This window comes from Candidatus Formimonas warabiya (assembly GCF_002777255.1).
GTDB classification, from domain to species: Bacteria; Bacillota; Dehalobacteriia; order Dehalobacteriales; family Dehalobacteriaceae; genus Formimonas; species Formimonas warabiya.
Window position 1 is genome coordinate 1,526,529 of sequence record NZ_CP017634.1, and the last position, 17,892, is coordinate 1,544,420.

The following is a 17,892-nucleotide window of genomic DNA, read 5'->3' on the forward strand; positions in this document are numbered from 1 at the left end:
TCCAGCTTCCCTTTCTTGCCTCTGGCTTCTGGTATCTTGTTTTTTAGTTTTCGGTCCCAACAACTTCACGGACGGCATGCGCATCAGGCCGGTGGATGACCCCTTTTTCTGTAATAATGGCAGTAATCAGCTGATGGGGTGTGACGTCGAAGGCAGGATTGAACACAGGGACATCCACCGGAGCAGTGAGATGTCCAAAAACTTCCCGAACTTCTTTCCCATCCCGTTCTTCGATCGGTATTTCATCTCCGGAGCAGAGGGTGAAATCAAAGGTACTCAGGGGGGCGGCCACGTAAAAAGGAATCTGGTGTTCTTTGGCCAAAACAGCCAAACTGTATGTACCTATTTTATTGGCCACATCCCCATGGGCCGTGACCCGGTCCGCCCCGACGATAATCAGGTCGATGAGTCCCTTTTTCATAACATACCCGGCCATGTTATCCGTGATCAGAGTCACGGGAATCTTTTCCTGCATCAGCTCAAAGGCGGTGAGCCGTGCTCCTTGGAGAAGAGGTCTGGTTTCATCGGCAAAGACCTGAATCTTCTTTCCCTCTTCCCGGGCGGCCCGGATCACTCCTAATGCCGTGCCGTAACCCCCGGTGGCAAATGCTCCGGCATTACAGTGGGTAAGAACCGTTGCTCCCGGAGGAACCAGCTGGGCACCGAATTGGCCGATTTTTTTATTAATCAGGATGTCCTCTTGGAAGATTGCATGGGCTTCTTTCAGGATTCTTTCAAAAAGATCCTCGCAAGTGATCTCCTGCCGAATAATCTGTTTGATCCGGTCCAAAGCCCAAAAAAGATTTACCGCGGTAGGCCGGGATGCGGCCAGGGCTTCGGCGGCCCGGGATAACTCCTCCCGGCATTTATTTAAATCATCCCGGCAGCAGTCCAAGGCGGCTAAAGCCATCCCATAGGCTGCTGCAGCGCCGATGGCAGGGGCGCCCCGGACAACCAGTTTTTTGATAGCGCAAATCACATCATGATAGGTTTGGCAGGAAAAATAGCAAATTTCCAGAGGAAGCTTGGTCTGATCAAGCAATACCAGTTTATTGTCTTCCCAGCGCATGGTTTCCAGCATCATTTTCACCCTTTATCTTACTCAGATTGAAGCAAGTTCTTAACCTGGTAAGTGCTTTTCTTACCGAGTTAGTCAGATTTACAGCTTACCTTCCGCATACCCGCATTTACAATCCCGTGCTTCAGGTAAGATTTCTACCGTGTTCATGAGGAGGGTGGAAAGGTTTTTGCCGTTGGCAGCCATCACGTCCAATACCTCTTGATGGGACAATTCCGTGGGGGAAATGCCTGCGGCAAAGTTTGTCACCATGGCAATGGTGGCATAACAGATCCCCGCTTCCCGGGCGAGCACTACTTCAGGAACACTGGTCATGCCTACCAGATCTCCCCCCAAAATATGATACATGCGGATTTCAGCGGGAGTTTCGAAGCGGGGCCCCTCCGTGCACACATAGGTCCCTTTTTCATGAACCGTAAGGTCCAGGGACTGTGCCGCCGTCGCCAATATTTTGCGCAGACTCGGGCAATAAGGATGGGTCATGTCCGTATGGATCACGCCCAACTCTTCCCCGTCAAAAAAGGTACTTAACCGGTTTTTGGTAAAATCCAAAAACTGGTCCGCTAAGACAAAGTTTCCGGGAGCCATCCCTTCGTTCAAAGAGCCTACGGCCGCCGTCGCTAAAATGCGCCGGACGCCGATTTCTTTGAGGGCCCAAATATTGGCCCGGTAATTGACCAGATGGGGTGGTACGGAATGGGTGGCCCCATGCCGCGCGAGAAAGACAATTTCTCTCCCCTTGTAAGTTCCAAAAACCACCTTAGCCTGTCCATAGCGGTTGGACATAATTTCTTCTCTGATCCCGGTTAGAATGTCCGGATTGTATACTCCTGTCCCGCCGATAATACCAATTTCAGGCGCCATCATTTATTCCTCCTGTCCCATAAATAGTGCATTCACAAAGTCTTCCGCGGCAAAATCTTTTAGGTCCTCCAACCCTTCCCCGATACCGATTAATTTAACGGGAATTTTCAGCTCATCCTTGATGCCGATAATCACACCGCCCTTGGCGGTACCGTCCAGCTTGGTCAGGCAAATGCCGGTCACATCGACGACTTCGCCAAAAATCCGGGCTTGGGAAATGGCGTTTTGGCCGGTAGTGGCATCTAAAACCAGCAGAACCTCCAGGTTGGCGTCCGGCAATTCCCGGCGAATGATTTTCCCCACCTTGCGCAGTTCTTCCATTAAATTGGTTTTGTTTTGCAGCCGTCCGGCCGTATCAACAATGAGGACATCTTCCCGCCGGGAGCTTACTGCTTTACAGGCATCAAAAGCTACCGCCCCCGGGTCGGATCCCTCCTGATGCCGGATTACCTCCACACCGACCCGCTCTCCCCAGACCACCAACTGGTCGATTGCTGCCGCCCGAAAGGTATCCCCCGCTGCGATCAGCACCTTTAAGTGCTCCTTCTTCAACCGGTAGGCCAGCTTGCCGATGGTGGTCGTTTTTCCTGCCCCGTTCACGCCGACAACCATGATCACATTGATTTTGCCTTTTTCCATCTGCAAGGTCTGGTTGTCCCCATTTAAAATGCGGCCAATTTCTTCTTTCAAAACATCTTTGAGCTGGGATGCTTCCTTCAGCTTTCTCTCCTTTACCCGGGCTCTCAGCGCCCCCACCAATTTCAGGGAAGTGTTTACCCCCACATCGGCCTGAATCAGCGTTTCCTCCAATTCCTCAAACAAGTCTTCATCGATGGATTTATTAAAGGTTAAAACACCGGATACTTTCTCAACAAAACCCTGCCGGGTCTTGGTAAGGCCTTCTTTTAATTTGTCAAAAAAGCCCATGCTTTCTTCCTCCTCTTTCCTTCTCGTTATCCTCTTCATAGCTGTTTCAAGGCAAGCGTTTGTCCAATTATTCCCATTCGTAAATAAAGGTTAAGGTATTCTCATCCCTTAACCTAAGCATATTTTACCATATGGTTGGCATCGACGACAACGAGAACATGGGAAATAACTTGCTCTCATGCACAGAAAGACCGTCTACCGTAGAGTCGATAAAAACTCAGGGTTTCCCAGCAGATAATGGACATAAAACGGCTCCTACTGTTTTATGAACCAAAAAGCCGTCCCGTCCTGGTAACCGGTACCCGGATCCCGGATCCCGATCATTACTGAATCTCGATGGACTTACACAATGCGGTGTATTCTTGGGCAATGCCAAATTTACGGTTTCGGATCGCGGCTTCCTCATCTGGGTCATCCGCGGTAAAAAAGGCCTGACTGAGCTGTTCATCTTCATCCGCCAGATCAAAAAGCTTCTCATTCACCTCGATCACGGTCGCCCCTTTAATTTTTCCCTGGGGATCATGTCCGATGGCGATAATGGGCCGATTCCAGCTCCCGGGCCCGGCATTGGCATCGCCGATATGCATGACACCGGTGCCGCCCGGATGGGTATGGACAAAGATCGCTTCAAAAGGCACCAAGGAAGAATAAATATCTTTCAAAGATTTCCCTTGAATATCCACGGCACTTGAAGCCATCATGCGGGAAGGGACATAGCCCATCCCTCCCACTACGATATCACCGTCCCCTGTTACATGGCCTTGCTCATCGATGGTGGCAATAACCGCCACCTCACGCCCGGAGCCTGCCTCAATCGATTTTTGCACCAAAGCCTCCGCCAGATTCTTGTCAATAGAACGGACAGACTTGCGGGCAAACTGGATCCCCGGGCCTCTCATAGCGCCTTCGGGTGTCTCCTGCACCGGGATATCCACTAAAGGCACCTCTTCACTGACGTCTAAATATTCCAGACTCAGTTCCGTTCCCTGCTTCAGCACCTCCCGTTCTTCCGCCATGGTAGAAGCGGATAAAGTCTCGATGTCCACCAGCTCCGATTTGGTCGCCAGATCAAAATACTCTGGCTGGGGCGATACCGACCCTACCCCGGTTAATCCTTTTGATTCTTTAACCCCTACACTCAGCACGGGCAGGTTAAAAAAGTCCACGGCGCTGACGTCCGTGATCAACCCGGTTTTTCCCGGCCGGGACATGATAAAAACGGCATTGGACGGTAAAAAAGTGATTCCTTCCAGCAGCGAACGGTTATGCATGGGAACTACCTTATCCAAAAGCATCCGTAAAGGAACCCCGCTTAAACCGCCATTCACCAAGGGAGTAGTACGGCTGATGTATCCCTCCTCATCGATAAAACCAATGCACCCGGCATTTCTTCCCTGACCCAGTTTCAGCGTTCTGTCCACCAGCCTGTCTACGATACTTCGGGCAATGCCCTTAATCTGCAATGCTTTCACCTCCCATCAAATTGATATTATTATTTCCGGTATATGAAAAAAAAATGTCTTGCCCAGGGCCGGGACATTTTTTAATCTCCTTAATCACCAAAAAATGTCCCGGCAAGCCGCTTCTCCAGCCTGTTTTGCCTTCCCCAGTGCGATGTGTAATTTTTTGCTTTATGTTGAATTTCTTTTGGAAATTTTTGTTGTTCGTATTTACGAACAAATCATTTTACTAAATATACTTTCCGATTCCCCAAATTTGTCCATTTTTACGAACATGTTCGTATTTCCGGGCACAAGGTATTTCAAGGGCTTTGTGGAAAACATCACAAAGCAAAAAAAATTACATCAGAATTCGCTGGAAAAATAGCTGGAAATGAAAGACTGAGTGCTGTTATGGGAGGTGTAACTTGTGGAAAATCAGGAGTCATTATGGAGCAAGTGCCAAAAGCAGGGGATCAGCCGGCGGTCGTTTATCAAATCCTGTGCTGCCGTAACTGCGATGCTGGGATTATCTCCTACGATGCTGCCAAAAGTGGTGGCGGCGGCGGAAAAAGCATCTTTACCGGTGGTGGTCTGGCTGCACGGCCACGAGTGTACCGGCTGCGACGAATCATTTATCAGGTCCCAGTCCCCTCTGGCATCCGACGTGGTTTTGAACATGATTGCCCTGGAGTATAGCGATACTTTGGCGGCAGCGGCCGGTGCGCCTTTTGAACATCATTTGAAAGAAGTGAGGGAAAAGTATGCCGGCAAGTATCTCTTAGCGGTGGAAGGCGGAGTACCGATGGCTGAAGGGGGTATTTATTGCATGGTCGGGGGCAGGCCCTTTGCCACCGCCTTGAAGGAAGCGGCCCAAGGGGCAGCAGCCGTCATTGAATACGGCTCTTGCGCTGCCTGGGGCGGCATTCAGGCCGCCAAGCCCAACCCCACCCAATCCCTCTCGGTGAGCGAAGTGATCAGCGGCAAGCCCATCGTCAAAGTGCCCGGCTGTCCCCCGGTTCCGGAGGTGATGACCGGGGTGATTATGCACTACGCCTTATTTGGCGCCCTGCCCCCCCTGGATAGCCAGGGACGGCCCAAGCAGTTTTTCGGCAACCGCATCCATGATACCTGTTACCGCCGCCCCTTCTTCGATTCGGGCATGTTTGCGGAAAAATTTGACGATGCCGGGGCCAAAGCCGGCTGGTGCCTCTATAAAGTAGGGTGCCGGGGACCGGAAACTTACAATTCCTGCGGCAACCTGCGCTGGTGGAACGGGTTATCCTATCCCATCCAATCGGGACACGGCTGTATCGGCTGCAGCAGCAATAATTTCTGGGATATGGATCCTTTCTACGAGCGCTTGCCCAATATCCCCATTCCGGGAACGGTAGCCAACGCGGACAAAGTGGGCGCCGTTGTGGCCGGAGCCGCGGCGGCGGCGGTAGCTGTCCATGGGGCCCTTTCCGTGGTTCAGAAAAACAAGGGGAAAAAGCTGGAACAAACTAACAGTGTAAGGGGGCCGGAAGCATGAAACGCGTAGTAGTTGATCCCGTCACCCGCATCGAAGGCCATTTGCGCGTGGAAGTAAAAGTGGATGAGGCCACCGGCAAGGTGGAAGACGCCCTGTCCAGCGGCACAGCCTGGCGCGGCATCGAACTGATTGTGAAGGATCGTGATCCCCGGGACGTCTGGGCCTATGTCCAGCGCATCTGCGGCGTCTGCACCACGGTGCACGCCCTCGCTTCCCTGCGGGCGGTAGAGGATGCTTTAGGCATTGCCATCCCCAAAAACGCCAATTATATCCGGAATATCATGGCGGCCAGCCAGAATGCCCAGGATCACCTGATTCATTTTTATCACTTGCACGCTCTGGACTGGGTCAGTCCGGTGGAGGCTTTAAAGGCAGATCCTGCGGCTACCGCCGCCCTGCAAAACACGGTGCTGGAAAAATACCGTTTGCCCCTGGCCGGACCCATTGAATTTGCTTCAGACGCTTACCCGAAAGACTTTCCCAAAGCCACGACCCTTTATTTTCAATCCATTCAGGACAAAATAAAGAAGATCGTGGACAGCGGACAGCTGGGTATTTTCGCCGCCCAATGGTGGGACCACCCGGATTACACCCTATTACCTCCGGAAGTGCACCTGATGGCGGTGTCTCATTACCTGAACATGCTGGACCGGCAGCGGGAACTGGTAGCGGCTCATGTGATCTTCGGGGGCAAGAACCCCCATCCCCACTTTATCGTGGGCGGCATGCCCTGCTCCATTTCCCTCAGTGACATGAATGCATCCGTGAACAGCGAACGCCTGGCTGTGGTGGATACTTCCATCAATCTGGCCATCAACCTGGTCAACTATTTCTATTTGCCGGATCTCCTGGCCGTGGGCGACCTTTACGTGAAAAAAGGCTACGTGGACGGCGGCGGTTTAGCGAAAGAAAGGGTTCTCGGTTACGGGGACTTTCCGGATGAGCCCTATAGCGGCATCGCCAACGGGGATTTCCATAAAAAACTGCTCTTGAGATCCAACGGCGTGGTGGAAGATTTCGGCAAAGGTGTGGCTCAGGCCGCATTCTCCCCCCTGGAAGGAAAAGACTATGCGGATCCGGCCATTTTAACGGAAGGGATCGAACACTCCTGGTACAGCTATCCCGAGGCAAACGGGACCATCCACCCCTGGGCGGGAATTACCCAGCCCCAATACACCGGGCCCAAAGAAGGCAGCCCGGAGGCCTGGACCTATCTGGACGAAGCAGGCAAATATTCCTGGCTGAAAACGCCCACCTGGCGGGGGAAAATGGCCGAGGTAGGGCCCCTGGCCCGTTATATCATCGTCTACACCAAGGTGAAAAAGGGTCTCATTCAGCCCACCTGGGCGGAAAAAATGCTGGTGGACCAGGTAGATGCGGTATCTAAGGTGCTGAACCTGCCTCCCCACGTGTGGATGCCTACCACGGTGGGCCGCACTGCTGTCCGGGGACTGGAGGCCCAGCTCTACGCCTACATTAATAAGTACTATTTTGACAAACTGGTGAAAAATATCCGCAATGGAGATACCGCGGTGGCAAACACGGAAAAATGGGAACCTGCCCGCTGGCCCAAAGAAGCCCAGGGCGTAGGTTTGCATGAAGCTCCCCGGGGCGCCTTGGGCCATTGGATTGTGATCAAAGAGGGCAAAGTGGCCAACTATCAGGCCATCGTCCCCACCACCTGGAACGCCTGCCCCCGGGACAGCAAAGCAGGACACGGGGCATACGAGGCCAGCATGATCGACACCAAGGTGAAGATCCCGGAAAAACCCCTGGAAATTTTGAAAGCCATTCGTGCTTTCGATCCCTGTATTGCCTGTGCCACCCATCTCTATAACGGGCAGGGTGAGAAGCTGAGTCTTGTGCACACTGACCCTTATTTCAAGATATAGGAGGGGACGGCTGTGAGCGAGGAACATCTGAAAAAATATTATGTGTATAGCCCTTGGCTGCGCCTGTTTCACTGGACTATGGTGCTCAGCATCGTCGTCTTATTTTTCACCGGTCTCTATATCGGCAACCCCTTTTTCCTGGGCAGCCAGGGCATTGAACCCACTTTTGCCTTCCAGGAAAGGCTGTCTATGGAAACCATCCGCTATATCCATTTTTCCGCCGCCTTTATTCTGGTTGCCGCCTTTATTCTGCGGATTTATGGATTTATCGTCAACAGGGGGGACCGTTTGTTCCCCCGCTTTTGGCAGGCACAATACTGGGCCGGCATGGTGGAAATGGTTTTGCACTATAGTCTAATCAAGCCCCATCACCGCCCCTATTTGAGGAATCCCCTGGCCCGGACTTCCTATGCCTTCGTCTATGTGATGCTGGCCGTGGAAGGCCTGACCGGATTTGCCATGTATTTTATGATCAATCCGGAGCGGTGGGGCGCGAAAATTTTCGGTCCTCTCAACGATATACTGGGGGGTGAATACTATGTGCATCTCATCCACCACTATGTGGCCTGGCTGATCATTATTTTTGCCATCGTGCATATTTACATGTCGATCCGGGCAGATTTTATGGAACAAGAAGGAGAAATTTCCAGTATGTTTTCCGGGGTGAAAATATTGCCCCATGAACCGGCTGACGGCATAGAAATTTCGAAGTGTATTCACTCGGGTAAGGAGTGCAATTATAGAAATGCTTTTTGTACGGGCTGTGGTAATTACAAGGAGGCTTAGCACTTCTCCGGGAGAACCGGGGCCAGGTTGACGGAACACGGTCTGGACAGAGACATAGGCTAAAAACAAATCAGGTGAAAACATGCATGAAATGGCTATTGCGCAAGGAATTTTGGATATTGCACTGGATCACGCCGCCCAGCACCAGGCCCAAAAGGTGCTTACCATCAGCCTGTCCATCGGGCAAATGACGGGGGTGGAGCCGGAAGCTTTGCTGTTCTGCTTCAACGTTCTGGCCGAGGAAACCATTGCCGCGGCAGCAAAACTGGACATCAACATTTTGCCCCTGGTGGGATTTTGCCAAGGCTGCGGGCAGGAATTTGCCGTGGAAGGGTATCGATTTTTCTGCCCTTCCTGCGGGTCGGCCCAAGTGGAAATCATTTCCGGCCGGGAACTTCAAGTAGCGTATTTGGAGGTAGACTAGTGGAAATTCAGGTGAAAACCAATATTCTCAATAAAAACGACCGCATTGCCGCCGAAATCAACGCCTTCCTAACCTCCCGCGGTATTTTCGCCCTGAATCTTTTGGGGTCGCCAGGTTCGGGCAAGACCTCCCTGCTGGAGCAAACGATGAGGAAGGTGCGGGGGGATCTTCGCCTGGCTGTGATCGAAGGTGATCTTTTCACCTCAAAAGACGCGGACCGCATCGCCCGGTTTCAAGTGCCGGTGGTGCAGATTAATACCGGGGGCGGCTGCCATTTGGATGCCAACATGGTCAAAGGGGCCTTGAAGCAGCTGGATTTAACCGGTCTTGACCTGATTATCATGGAGAATGTAGGAAATTTGGTATGCCCTGCCGAATTTAACATCGGTGAAGACCTGAAGGCGACTGTGCTAAGCATTACCGAAGGAGAAGACAAACCCCTGAAATATCCTTTAATTTTTAAACAGTCGGCCCTGGTCCTTTTAAACAAGATGGACCTCTTGCCCTATACCGATTATCAACTGGCCCAGGTGCGGGAGGATATTGCCGGCATTAATCCCCAGGCTGCCCTCGTTACCCTCTCCTGCCGGACCGGCGCAGGACTGGAGGAATGGGTAGCCTGGTTAAAAGCGCGAGTGAGGGAAAAAAAGCAGAACCGGCAAGGGGAAAACCAGGATAGTCACCTTTGATGAAAGGAGAACCTTCATGGGTGGGATGGTTGGGATTCAGCAGGAGCTTTGCCTCAATAACCGCTACGAAAAGCCGGCGTGCCAGCTATGCCGTCTGCACTGCCCCCAGGGATGCATCCATGGGGATCTCCAGATCGATTTGAAACGCTGTGATGATTGTGGCCTGTGCTTATCTGCCTGTCCGGCAGAAGCCATTGGAGGAGCGGCTTATTCCGGGGAATCTTTGGATGCCCTGATGAAAAGTGCCGAATCTCCTTTATTTTTTTCCTGCTGCCGTCAGGACAGCCAAAGCGGCTGGCCTTGCCTGGGCTTTCTCGATGCCCGCCTGCTCCTGGCCTCGGTTTACAGCGGTCCGGAGGAGGACCGGCAGGTAGTCGTGGATGACCGGGCCTGCGCCCGGTGCAAACCGGCAGTAGCCGCTTATGTGCAGGAACTTTTGAGGGATGTGGGTGAAATGCTCCGGGCGGCCGGAAAAACTCCTTTGATTCATGGAGAGGCTGTGGGCACCGTCAAACGGAGGGAAAAACAGGTCTCCCGGCGCAGCTTTTTTACCGGGATGATCGGAGAGGCCCTCCATGTGGTGCGGGAAATAGCCGGAAACAATACCTGTTGTGAAGCGCTGCCCCGCCAGGCCCTCTTTGCCCGCCATGCCGGCCCCTTCTCTCTTTCCGGGCCCATATCGACCAAGTTCTTTTTTGGTATTGCCATCAGTGATGCTTGCCGGGCGTGCGGGCTGTGCACCCGTATCTGCCCCCGTCAGGCCATAACCGTACAGGATCAGGGGCAGATCCTGGAATTTTATCATCTCCCGCAAAACTGTACCGGCTGCGGCGTCTGTGCCGCCCATTGTCCTCAGGGCGCCCTTTCTTTAGGCCCGGCCCCTGCCTTAGCAAAATATCATGTGGCTACGCGGCCGCTGCCCCGGTGCATCCGGTGCGGCAGTCTCTACCAGCCGGTGGGCAAACAAGTGTTATGTTTGGAATGTTTGTGGAAAGAAACCTGCGATTAGTCCTGCAGTGTTGGGATGAAAGGGAGAAATCAGGAATGGAAAAGATCACGGTATTGGGGATTGGGAACATCTTGCTTCAGGATGAAGGTTTTGGCGTGAGAATGATTGAAGAACTGCACCGGTGCTACCGGTTTCCGGACACCGTGCAGGTACTGGACGGGGGAACGCTGGGTCTGGATTTATTGAGCTATCTCACCGGCACCGACAGGCTTCTGGTCGTTGATGCCGTCTCCGGAGGCAGGCCCCCGGGCTCTTTTTACCATTTCACGGGAGACGAAGTAAAAAGCTATTTTCAAGAAAAGGTCTCCTTGCATGAGCTGGGACTGAAAGACGTATTGGCAGCCTTGGAGATATTAGGGGAGCCGGTAAAGGAAGTCGTGATTCTGGGTGTGGAACCGGCATCCCTGGACTTGGGGCTTGATCTGACGCCGGCTGTGGCCGCCATGGTCGATCAGACCATGAGGGTCCTGATCGACCAGCTGGAAAACTGGCAAGTGGAAACAGTGCCCCTTGCTTAAAAATTAAAAGCATGACCTAAATACTCAGGAGTCGGCATGAAAGAAGGGATGACCGGGAAAGATCCTGAATCCTGAACCTGAGTGCTGAAATCTGAATACCGGATTGTGTGGTGACATCTACGTCCATGAGTGGAAATGAAAGGAAAAAGCGCTTAAGCATTCAAATTACCGGGATCGTTCAGGGGGTGGGCTTCCGCCCTTTTGTCTATAACCTGGCCCGGAGATGCAACTTGGGCGGGTGGGTTTTAAACGATTCCGCCGGGGTGCGCATTGAGGCGGAAGGAGACGCCGGGGCCTTAGATACCTTTTTAGCCGGCTTAAAGTCTCAGGCCCCCCCGATGGCAGTGATCCGCGACATTATCGTCACATCCCGGTCATTGCGGGGAGAAACCATTTTTGAGATTAAACAAAGCCAGGCTTCGGCAGGACGGTCCACCCTGGTCTCTCCCGATATCGCCACCTGTCCCGACTGCCAGCGGGAAATCACCGATCCCGGGAACCGGCGCTTCCGCTATGCCTTCACCAATTGCACCAATTGCGGGCCCCGGTATTCCATTATCGCCGACATTCCTTACGACCGCAAAAGTACCACCATGAAGGATTTTCCCATGTGTCCCGCCTGTGAGGCGGAATACCATGATCCCACAGACCGGCGCTTCCACGCCCAGCCCAATGCCTGTCCGGTTTGCGGCCCTTCTTACCGGCTGCTCACCAAACAGGGAGAAGAGATCGAGGGCGATCCTTTACGCGCAGCACGTGACCTGATCGTTCAGGGCGCCATCCTCGCCGTAAAAGGAATCGGCGGCTACCACCTGGCTTGCGACGGGGAAAATGAAAAAGCGGTAGCGGAACTGAGAGGCCGCAAATACCGGGAGGATAAACCTTTTGCCGTGATGTGCGGCAGTTTGGAGACGGTCCGGGGCCAGTGCCTGTTGTCCACAGCGGAAGAGGACCTGCTCACAGGACCGGCCCGGCCCATCGTTTTGCTCACGAAAAGACAGTCCTACAGCCTGGCCGAATCGGTGGCCCCGGGCAATCCTGCCCTGGGGGTGATGCTGCCTTATGCACCGGTGCACTGGCTCTTGTTGCGCCCGGAGGACATTTGGGTGATGACCAGCGGCAACACCAGTGATGAGCCCATTGCCTATCTGGATGAGGACGCCCGAGACAGATTAGCCGGGATTGCCGATTATTTCCTGGTTCATAACCGCCCCATCTATTGCCGGACAGACGATTCGGTGGCGCGGATTTTTCAAAACAAACCCTATCTGGTGCGCCGGAGCCGGGGCATGGCCCCCGCCCCTCTTCGCCTCACCCGGCCCGGTCCCCAGGTATTGGCCTGCGGCGGCGAATTAAAGAATACCTTTTGTTTGACCAAAGGAGACCAGGCTTTTCTCAGCGCCCACATCGGCGACCTGGAAAATATGGCTACCTTCGCTGCCTACCGGGCCGCCATCGAACATTACCAACGCCTTTTTGATGTCCGGCCCGAGTTGGTGGCCTGCGATCTGCACCCGGACTATCTATCCACCAAATATGCGGAAGAGTTAGACCTGCCCCGGATCGCCGTACAACACCACCATGCCCATATTGCCGGTGTTTTAGCCGAGCAGGGCCGGGAAGAAAAGGTGATCGGCCTGGCCTTCGACGGTACCGGCTACGGCACCGACGGTCATTTGTGGGGCGGTGAATTCCTCCTGGCCGATTGCCGGGAGTTCACACGCCTGGCCCAGTGCCGTTACCTGCCCCTGCCCGGGGGAAGCAAGGCCATTCAAGAGCCCTGGCGTCAGGCTGTTTGGGTGCTCTATGAATTGTATGGCATGGACTTTGCCCGCATGGATCTTCCCCTGGTCCGCCTCTTGCCGGAAGGCTGGCCCTTGATGGTTCAGGCCGCGGCCAAAGGAATCAATACACCGCTCACCTCCGGTGCCGGGCGCTTATTCGATATTGCCGCCGCCCTTCTGGGCATCCGGACCCGGATCAATTATGAAGGCCAGGCCGCGGTAGAATTGGAAATGGCTGCTTCCGGCGCCCCCGGCGCCCTCTTGCCTTATACTATTTCACCGGGGAGTGTCTATGAATTGGATTTCCGGCCCACCTTTGCCGCCCTGGTGGAAAGAATGGTGCAGAAGGCACCCCGGGCGGAACTGGCCGCAGCCTTTCATACCACCCTGGCGGTGGCGCTGGCCGATATGGCCGGGCGTTTACGGAAAGAAACGGGCATTGATCAAGTAGCCTTAAGCGGCGGCGTTTTTCAGAATATCACCCTTTTAAGGCAAGTCTGCCGCCTGCTGGAGAAGGACTTTACCTTACTCCTCCACCGCCGGGTGCCGCCCAATGACGGCGGGCTGGCTTTGGGACAGGCGGCGGTGGCAATAGAAAGGAGCAGATAAAGATGTGCTTAGCGATCCCGGCCCAAGTAATCGAAAAAAAGGATCTCATGGCAACGGTAGAAGTAGGGGGTATTACCAGAGAGGTCAGCCTGATGCTGCTGCCGGAGACTCAGGTTGGTGATTTTGTGCTCATGCACGCCGGTTTCGCCATCCAAAGGGTGGAACAGGAAGAAGCAGAACGCACCCTAGAAATCTTCAAGGAGCTGACCGAACGTGCTGAAACATCCCAGTGAAAATATACGCGAGGCTGCGGCGCACTTGATCCGGGAAATTGACCGTCTGGTCACCAAACCAGTCCGGCTCATGGAAGTATGCGGCACCCACACCGTGGCCATTTTCAAAGCAGGGATCCGGCACCTGCTCCCTCCCCAGGTAGAATTGGTCAGCGGGCCCGGATGTCCCGTGTGCGTCACGCCCCACGATTTTCTCGATACCGCCATTGCCTATAGCCGGCGCCCTGACGTGATCCTGACCACCTTCGGAGATATGCTGCGGGTACCCGGGTCATCCTCCAGCCTGAGCGCGGAAAAGGCCGCCGGGGCCGACATCCGGGTTGTTTATTCTCCCCTGGAAAGCCTGGATATTGCCCGGGCCCATCCCGAAAAAAAGGTAATATTCCTGGCCGTAGGGTTCGAAACAACGGCTCCCACAGCGGCGGCCACGGTGCTCACGGCGGAAAAGCTTGGCCTGAACAACTTTTACCTCCTCTCCGCCCATAAACTGGTGCCGCCGGCTTTGCGCGCTTTGCTCACAGACCAGGAGGCAAAGGTGACAGGATTTTTGTTGCCCGGCCATGTCAGCGCCGTGATCGGCATCCCCCCCTATCATTTTTTAGCTGAGGAATATCAGGTGCCGGCAGTGATTGCCGGGTTTGAACCCCTGGATATCCTGCAGGCGGTCTGGATGCTGGCGCAGCAGATTCATAGCGGAAGGGCGGCCGTGGAAAATCAATATACCCGGGTGGTCCCTCCTGAAGGCAACCCCAGGGCCCGCCAGGTGCTGGCCCAGGTTTATGAGACTACTAATGTAGCCTGGCGGGGGCTGGGGGTGATTCCGGGGTCGGGACTGCAGTTAAATCCCCAGTACCGCTCCTTTGATGCTCTGACCCGCTATCCCATTCAGGTGGAAAAAGCCGCAGAGCCCGCGGCCTGCCGGTGCGGAGAGGTGCTGCGGGGACGGGTAAAACCCTCGGACTGCCTGCTCTTTGGCAAGGCCTGCATTCCGGAACACCCGGTAGGATCCTGTATGGTATCTGTGGAAGGAACTTGTGCGGCTTGGTATAAATATGGTACAGGGAGGTGGCAGATATGAAAAGTGACCGCATCCAGCTGGCCCATGGCAGCGGCGGCAAGCTCAGCCACGACCTGGTGCAGGAGATCATCTTGCCCGCCTTCGCCAATGAAGCGCTGTCCGAACTCCATGACGGGGCTAAAATTACCGTTCAAGGCGCGCGGCTGGCCTTTACCACCGATTCCTATGTGGTGAAACCTCTGTTTTTCCCCGGCGGCGATATCGGTAAATTGGCGGTGTGCGGCACCGTGAACGATTTAGCCATGACGGGAGCCCTTCCCCTTTATCTTTCCGCCGGATTTATCATCGAGGAAGGTTTTCTTTTTGCCGATCTCTCCCGGATTGTTCAATCCATGCGGGCCGCAGCGGAGGAAGCGGGAGTTATGATCGTTACCGGTGATACCAAGGTCGTGGAAAAAGGGGCGGTGGACGGGATTTACCTCAACACGGCGGGTATCGGCATGTTGATGGAGGGAACTGATATCTCCCCGACCCGGGTCCGGCCGGGGCAAGATATCCTGCTCAGCGGCTGTATCGGCGATCACGGGGTAGCGGTGATGGCGGGAAGGCACAACATGGTGCTGCCCCACACTATTGCCAGCGACTGTGCCCCTTTAAACGGGCTGGTAAAAGAAATGCTCACGGCAGTGCCTCAAATTGCCGTGCTGAGGGATCCCACCCGGGGCGGATTAGCGACCACCCTCAATGAAATTGCCCAGCAGGCCGGCGTAGGCATCCTGGTGGAGGAAACAGCCATTCCCGTTCGCCCGGAGGTAGCCGCCGTCTGTGAGATGATGGGTTTTGATCCCCTTTATCTGGCTAACGAAGGGAAAATGCTCATCTTTATCGATCCCCCATACAGTGCCCGGTTGCTGGAGATTATGCAAGGGCATCCCTATGGTCAAGAAGCCCGGATCATCGGCCGGGTAACCACCGCTCCTGCAGGTCAGGTTGGTCTCAAAACCGTCATCGGGGGCGTGAGACTCCTTGATATGCTGGTCGGGGACCAGCTTCCCCGCATTTGTTAGCAAAAGTAAATTCGAGTAAATTCAGGGACGGTTCTTGAATTGAATTCCATTCAATTCAAGAACCGTCCCTGAATTTACCCCTAGTCTTCGTCTTGTTATATGTTATTCAAACTTCATGGATTGCCAAATCTCTTCCATTTCCTGCTGATGCTTTTGGCTCAGACTGAATTCGGGGCAAAAAATATCTACCACATACAAATTACCGTTTTTGTTTAAAAAGTAGCTTTCTACCCTTACCTTGGTCTGATCAAGCTCTACCACATACTTGTATTGATAAACCTTGGTACCTTTGGCCGTAATTAATTGCTTGTCGGCCTCCTGATTGGTGCCCAGTTTGACCCCTTTCGCAAATTCCTCATCAAAATATTCGATCATAGCCTCTAATTGAACATTCTTTAAGACACTAAGACGCACACTAAGCATCGTCTCATCGCTGCCATAGAAAGCGCTGTCCTGATCGTTGTTATCCTCCAGAGGTGTAAAATAGGCCGGTATCTCCATGGACCATTTATACTGGGCATTCTTCTTGACAATCTTGGAACTTGGTTGTTCGATATCATTGGGGTCCATTAAAGGCCCTACCTTTTTCGAATCAGGCTCTGTGAAGGCAAAGGAATTCAAGGCTCTTTCGAATTTTGCCAATTTTTTGGCGTCCTGATAGGTTTCGGCACTGACATGATAAAACACATTATACTTGTAGTTTTTGCCTATCAGGAAGGCATCGCAGGAGTAAACGGTTTCCCCCGATATATTTTGGGTATAGTAAATCTTTTTACACGGTATCCCCTTGATGGTGCCATTTTCTTCTTTGATAATTTTATAATAATCCGGATTCACATTTTCTTCAAAATCCTGATACATCGCTTTTACCCAATCATCCAGGGTATATCCTGCCGGAAAGGAAAACATATGGACGGAAAATTGACTGTTACTTTCCGAACTGTCGCGGGCAACATCAAAAAAATCAATGGTATTATATTTGCTGTAATACTCATCCTTGGTCCATTCCGGTGCCACGTCCAGGGAAAATTTCAGGTTTTTGTCCTCATATTTTCGGAACCCTTCCTGAGATACGTCCGACAAGTCTTCCAACTGACTTTCTGCCCGGTAGTTCAGGGTAAAAGTATCTAAAATCTCTTTATCGATCCCGTTATTCATGTATTTTTCGTAACTGTCCATATACAGGGATACTTCCAATACCCATTGATCCCCCAGATAGTTTCTCACCTCCCAAACATCTTCATCACCTTTAAAGACGGATTTTGTATAGACGCTGGTGTCCTTTTTCCCTGTGGTCTGGGAAACCAGGGTATAATCACTGTATGTATCCCGGTCGGTTGCCATCAGTGAATCCGCCGTATCATCCGCCCGGTCATAAACGGAGATATAAATGACATAGGTGCCGTCTTGGGACTCAAAGTTGGTATGCCGGCCGTCGAAACTCCGGTCCGAGATTTTAAGCCCTTTGGGAAAATTCATTTGCCATTTGTAATAGCTGTCCCCCACTTGGGATTTCACCGTCTTTTTTAGGATCAGGGAAAAGTCCTTGATGCTTTTATCCCCGGCCATCTCCTTGATCACTTTTACTTCCTGGGTTTTGCTGTTAAAAGTACATTCTGCCCCCAAGCTGTCGGCGATGAACTTAACGGGGAGCATGATGATGGTCCCCTTCATGACCGGGCCTTGGGCGATCGTTATTTCCTGTCCGTTGAGAACAGCCTTTTTCTGATCCACGTATAAAGTAATGGTGGTATCGGCATATTTGATAGTGACACTTTTGCCGGCGTCCTTATACTGAATATCTGCCCCAAAGGCTTCCTTAAAGATGTCCGCAGCAACCATCACATTGCCGTTTTCCATAAAGGTGGCCTGGGTTTTGACATTTTTTCCGTTTACTGATACCGTGTCGCTGCCCAGTTTAAAAGAAAGTTCTATGGTGCTGGATTCTGCACTGACAGAGATCACGGAACAAAATAGGATCAATAGGACCATGATGGGTATCCATAATCTTTTCATCTGAA

The 17,892-nt window shown here is 52.9% G+C and carries 16 protein-coding genes; 11 read left to right on the forward strand and 5 right to left on the reverse strand.

Translation table 11 applies throughout. From position 1 onward, the window contains the following. Nucleotides 1-43: 43 nt before the first annotated feature. From mtnA to DCMF_RS07320, 4 genes are all read right to left on the reverse strand, one after another. Nucleotides 44-1,078: an S-methyl-5-thioribose-1-phosphate isomerase gene (gene mtnA, locus DCMF_RS07305; RefSeq protein WP_214659387.1), complete on the reverse strand. Its 1,035-nt coding sequence runs from the start codon at nt 1,076-1,078 to the stop codon at nt 44-46. An 81-nt stretch (nt 1,079-1,159) separates the two neighbouring features. Further along, nucleotides 1,160-1,942, reverse strand: coding sequence for an S-methyl-5'-thioadenosine phosphorylase (gene mtnP / locus DCMF_RS07310; RefSeq protein ID WP_148137781.1), 783 nt, complete (start codon nt 1,940-1,942; stop codon nt 1,160-1,162). A 3-nt stretch (nt 1,943-1,945) separates the two neighbouring features. Then, nucleotides 1,946-2,869 carry a signal recognition particle-docking protein FtsY gene (ftsY, locus tag DCMF_RS07315; RefSeq protein WP_214659175.1) on the reverse strand — a complete coding sequence of 308 codons (924 nt, stop codon included), beginning with the start codon at nt 2,867-2,869 and terminating at the stop codon, nt 1,946-1,948. A gap of 323 nt (nt 2,870-3,192) precedes the next feature. Then, nucleotides 3,193-4,341, reverse strand: a complete 1,149-nt coding sequence (locus tag DCMF_RS07320) for a peptidase S7 (protein WP_236860212.1) — start codon at nt 4,339-4,341, stop codon at nt 3,193-3,195. 397 nt (nt 4,342-4,738) lie between these two features. Here DCMF_RS07320 and DCMF_RS07325 point away from each other — a divergent pair, with 397 nt between their 5' ends. The 11 genes from DCMF_RS07325 (at nt 4,739) to hypE (ending at nt 15,871) form a co-directional block, all read left to right on the forward strand. Continuing rightward, entirely contained in the window at nt 4,739-5,842 is a 1,104-nt protein-coding gene (locus DCMF_RS07325; RefSeq protein ID WP_148133824.1) for a hydrogenase small subunit, read from the forward strand. Continuing rightward, nucleotides 5,839-7,734 (forward strand): nickel-dependent hydrogenase large subunit, encoded by a 1,896-nt coding sequence (locus tag DCMF_RS07330; RefSeq protein WP_148133825.1) that lies wholly within the window; start codon nt 5,839-5,841, stop codon nt 7,732-7,734. Before DCMF_RS07325 ends, DCMF_RS07330 begins: the two co-directional genes overlap by 4 nt. Nucleotides 7,735-7,746: 12 nt before the next feature. Further along, nucleotides 7,747-8,520 (forward strand): Ni/Fe-hydrogenase, b-type cytochrome subunit, encoded by a 774-nt coding sequence (gene cybH, locus DCMF_RS07335; RefSeq protein ID WP_148133827.1) that lies wholly within the window; start codon nt 7,747-7,749, stop codon nt 8,518-8,520. A gap of 82 nt (nt 8,521-8,602) precedes the next feature. Then, entirely contained in the window at nt 8,603-8,944 is a 342-nt protein-coding gene (gene hypA, locus DCMF_RS07340) for a hydrogenase maturation nickel metallochaperone HypA (RefSeq protein WP_148133828.1), read from the forward strand. After that, nucleotides 8,944-9,633 carry a hydrogenase nickel incorporation protein HypB gene (gene hypB, locus DCMF_RS07345; protein WP_148133829.1) on the forward strand — a complete coding sequence of 230 codons (690 nt, stop codon included), beginning with the start codon at nt 8,944-8,946 and terminating at the stop codon, nt 9,631-9,633. Before hypA ends, hypB begins: the two co-directional genes overlap by 1 nt. Before the next feature lie 16 nt (nt 9,634-9,649). Continuing rightward, nucleotides 9,650-10,642 (forward strand): 4Fe-4S binding protein, encoded by a 993-nt coding sequence (locus DCMF_RS07350; RefSeq protein WP_148133830.1) that lies wholly within the window; start codon nt 9,650-9,652, stop codon nt 10,640-10,642. 35 nt (nt 10,643-10,677) lie between these two features. Continuing rightward, nucleotides 10,678-11,160, forward strand: a complete 483-nt coding sequence (locus tag DCMF_RS07355) for a HyaD/HybD family hydrogenase maturation endopeptidase (RefSeq protein WP_148133831.1) — start codon at nt 10,678-10,680, stop codon at nt 11,158-11,160. 125 nt (nt 11,161-11,285) lie between these two features. Then, complete coding sequence (gene hypF / locus DCMF_RS07360) at nt 11,286-13,553, forward strand: carbamoyltransferase HypF (protein WP_148133832.1); 2,268 nt, start codon at nt 11,286-11,288, stop codon at nt 13,551-13,553. Between the two features lie 2 nt (nt 13,554-13,555). Beyond that, complete coding sequence (locus tag DCMF_RS07365) at nt 13,556-13,786, forward strand: HypC/HybG/HupF family hydrogenase formation chaperone (RefSeq protein ID WP_148133833.1); 231 nt, start codon at nt 13,556-13,558, stop codon at nt 13,784-13,786. Beyond that, a complete protein-coding gene (gene hypD, locus DCMF_RS07370; protein WP_148133834.1) occupies nt 13,767-14,864 on the forward strand; it encodes a hydrogenase formation protein HypD in 1,098 nt (365 codons plus the stop codon). Before DCMF_RS07365 ends, hypD begins: the two co-directional genes overlap by 20 nt. After that, nucleotides 14,861-15,871, forward strand: a complete 1,011-nt coding sequence (hypE, locus tag DCMF_RS07375) for a hydrogenase expression/formation protein HypE (RefSeq protein WP_148133835.1) — start codon at nt 14,861-14,863, stop codon at nt 15,869-15,871. The genes hypD and hypE overlap by 4 nt, the downstream gene beginning before the upstream one ends. 102 nt (nt 15,872-15,973) lie before the next feature. On the opposite strand, the gene DCMF_RS07380 is transcribed toward hypE, so the two are convergent. Next, nucleotides 15,974-17,887 carry a copper amine oxidase N-terminal domain-containing protein gene (locus DCMF_RS07380; RefSeq protein WP_148133836.1) on the reverse strand — a complete coding sequence of 638 codons (1,914 nt, stop codon included), beginning with the start codon at nt 17,885-17,887 and terminating at the stop codon, nt 15,974-15,976. Nucleotides 17,888-17,892 lie beyond the last annotated feature (5 nt).

Coding starts and splice junctions, on each gene's coding strand:
- mtnP (WP_148137781.1), bottom strand. CDS start 1,942: ATGGCGCCTGAAATTGGTATTATCGGCGGGACAGGAGTATACAATCCG.
- ftsY (WP_214659175.1), bottom strand. CDS start 2,869: ATGGGCTTTTTTGACAAATTAAAAGAAGGCCTTACCAAGACCCGGCAG.
- DCMF_RS07330 (WP_148133825.1), top strand. CDS start 5,839: ATGAAACGCGTAGTAGTTGATCCCGTCACCCGCATCGAAGGCCATTTG.
- hypA (WP_148133828.1), top strand. CDS start 8,603: ATGCATGAAATGGCTATTGCGCAAGGAATTTTGGATATTGCACTGGAT.
- DCMF_RS07350 (WP_148133830.1), top strand. CDS start 9,650: ATGGGTGGGATGGTTGGGATTCAGCAGGAGCTTTGCCTCAATAACCGC.
- DCMF_RS07355 (WP_148133831.1), top strand. CDS start 10,678: ATGGAAAAGATCACGGTATTGGGGATTGGGAACATCTTGCTTCAGGAT.
- hypF (WP_148133832.1), top strand. CDS start 11,286: ATGAGTGGAAATGAAAGGAAAAAGCGCTTAAGCATTCAAATTACCGGG.
- DCMF_RS07365 (WP_148133833.1), top strand. CDS start 13,556: ATGTGCTTAGCGATCCCGGCCCAAGTAATCGAAAAAAAGGATCTCATG.
- hypE (WP_148133835.1), top strand. CDS start 14,861: ATGAAAAGTGACCGCATCCAGCTGGCCCATGGCAGCGGCGGCAAGCTC.
- DCMF_RS07380 (WP_148133836.1), bottom strand. CDS start 17,887: ATGAAAAGATTATGGATACCCATCATGGTCCTATTGATCCTATTTTGT.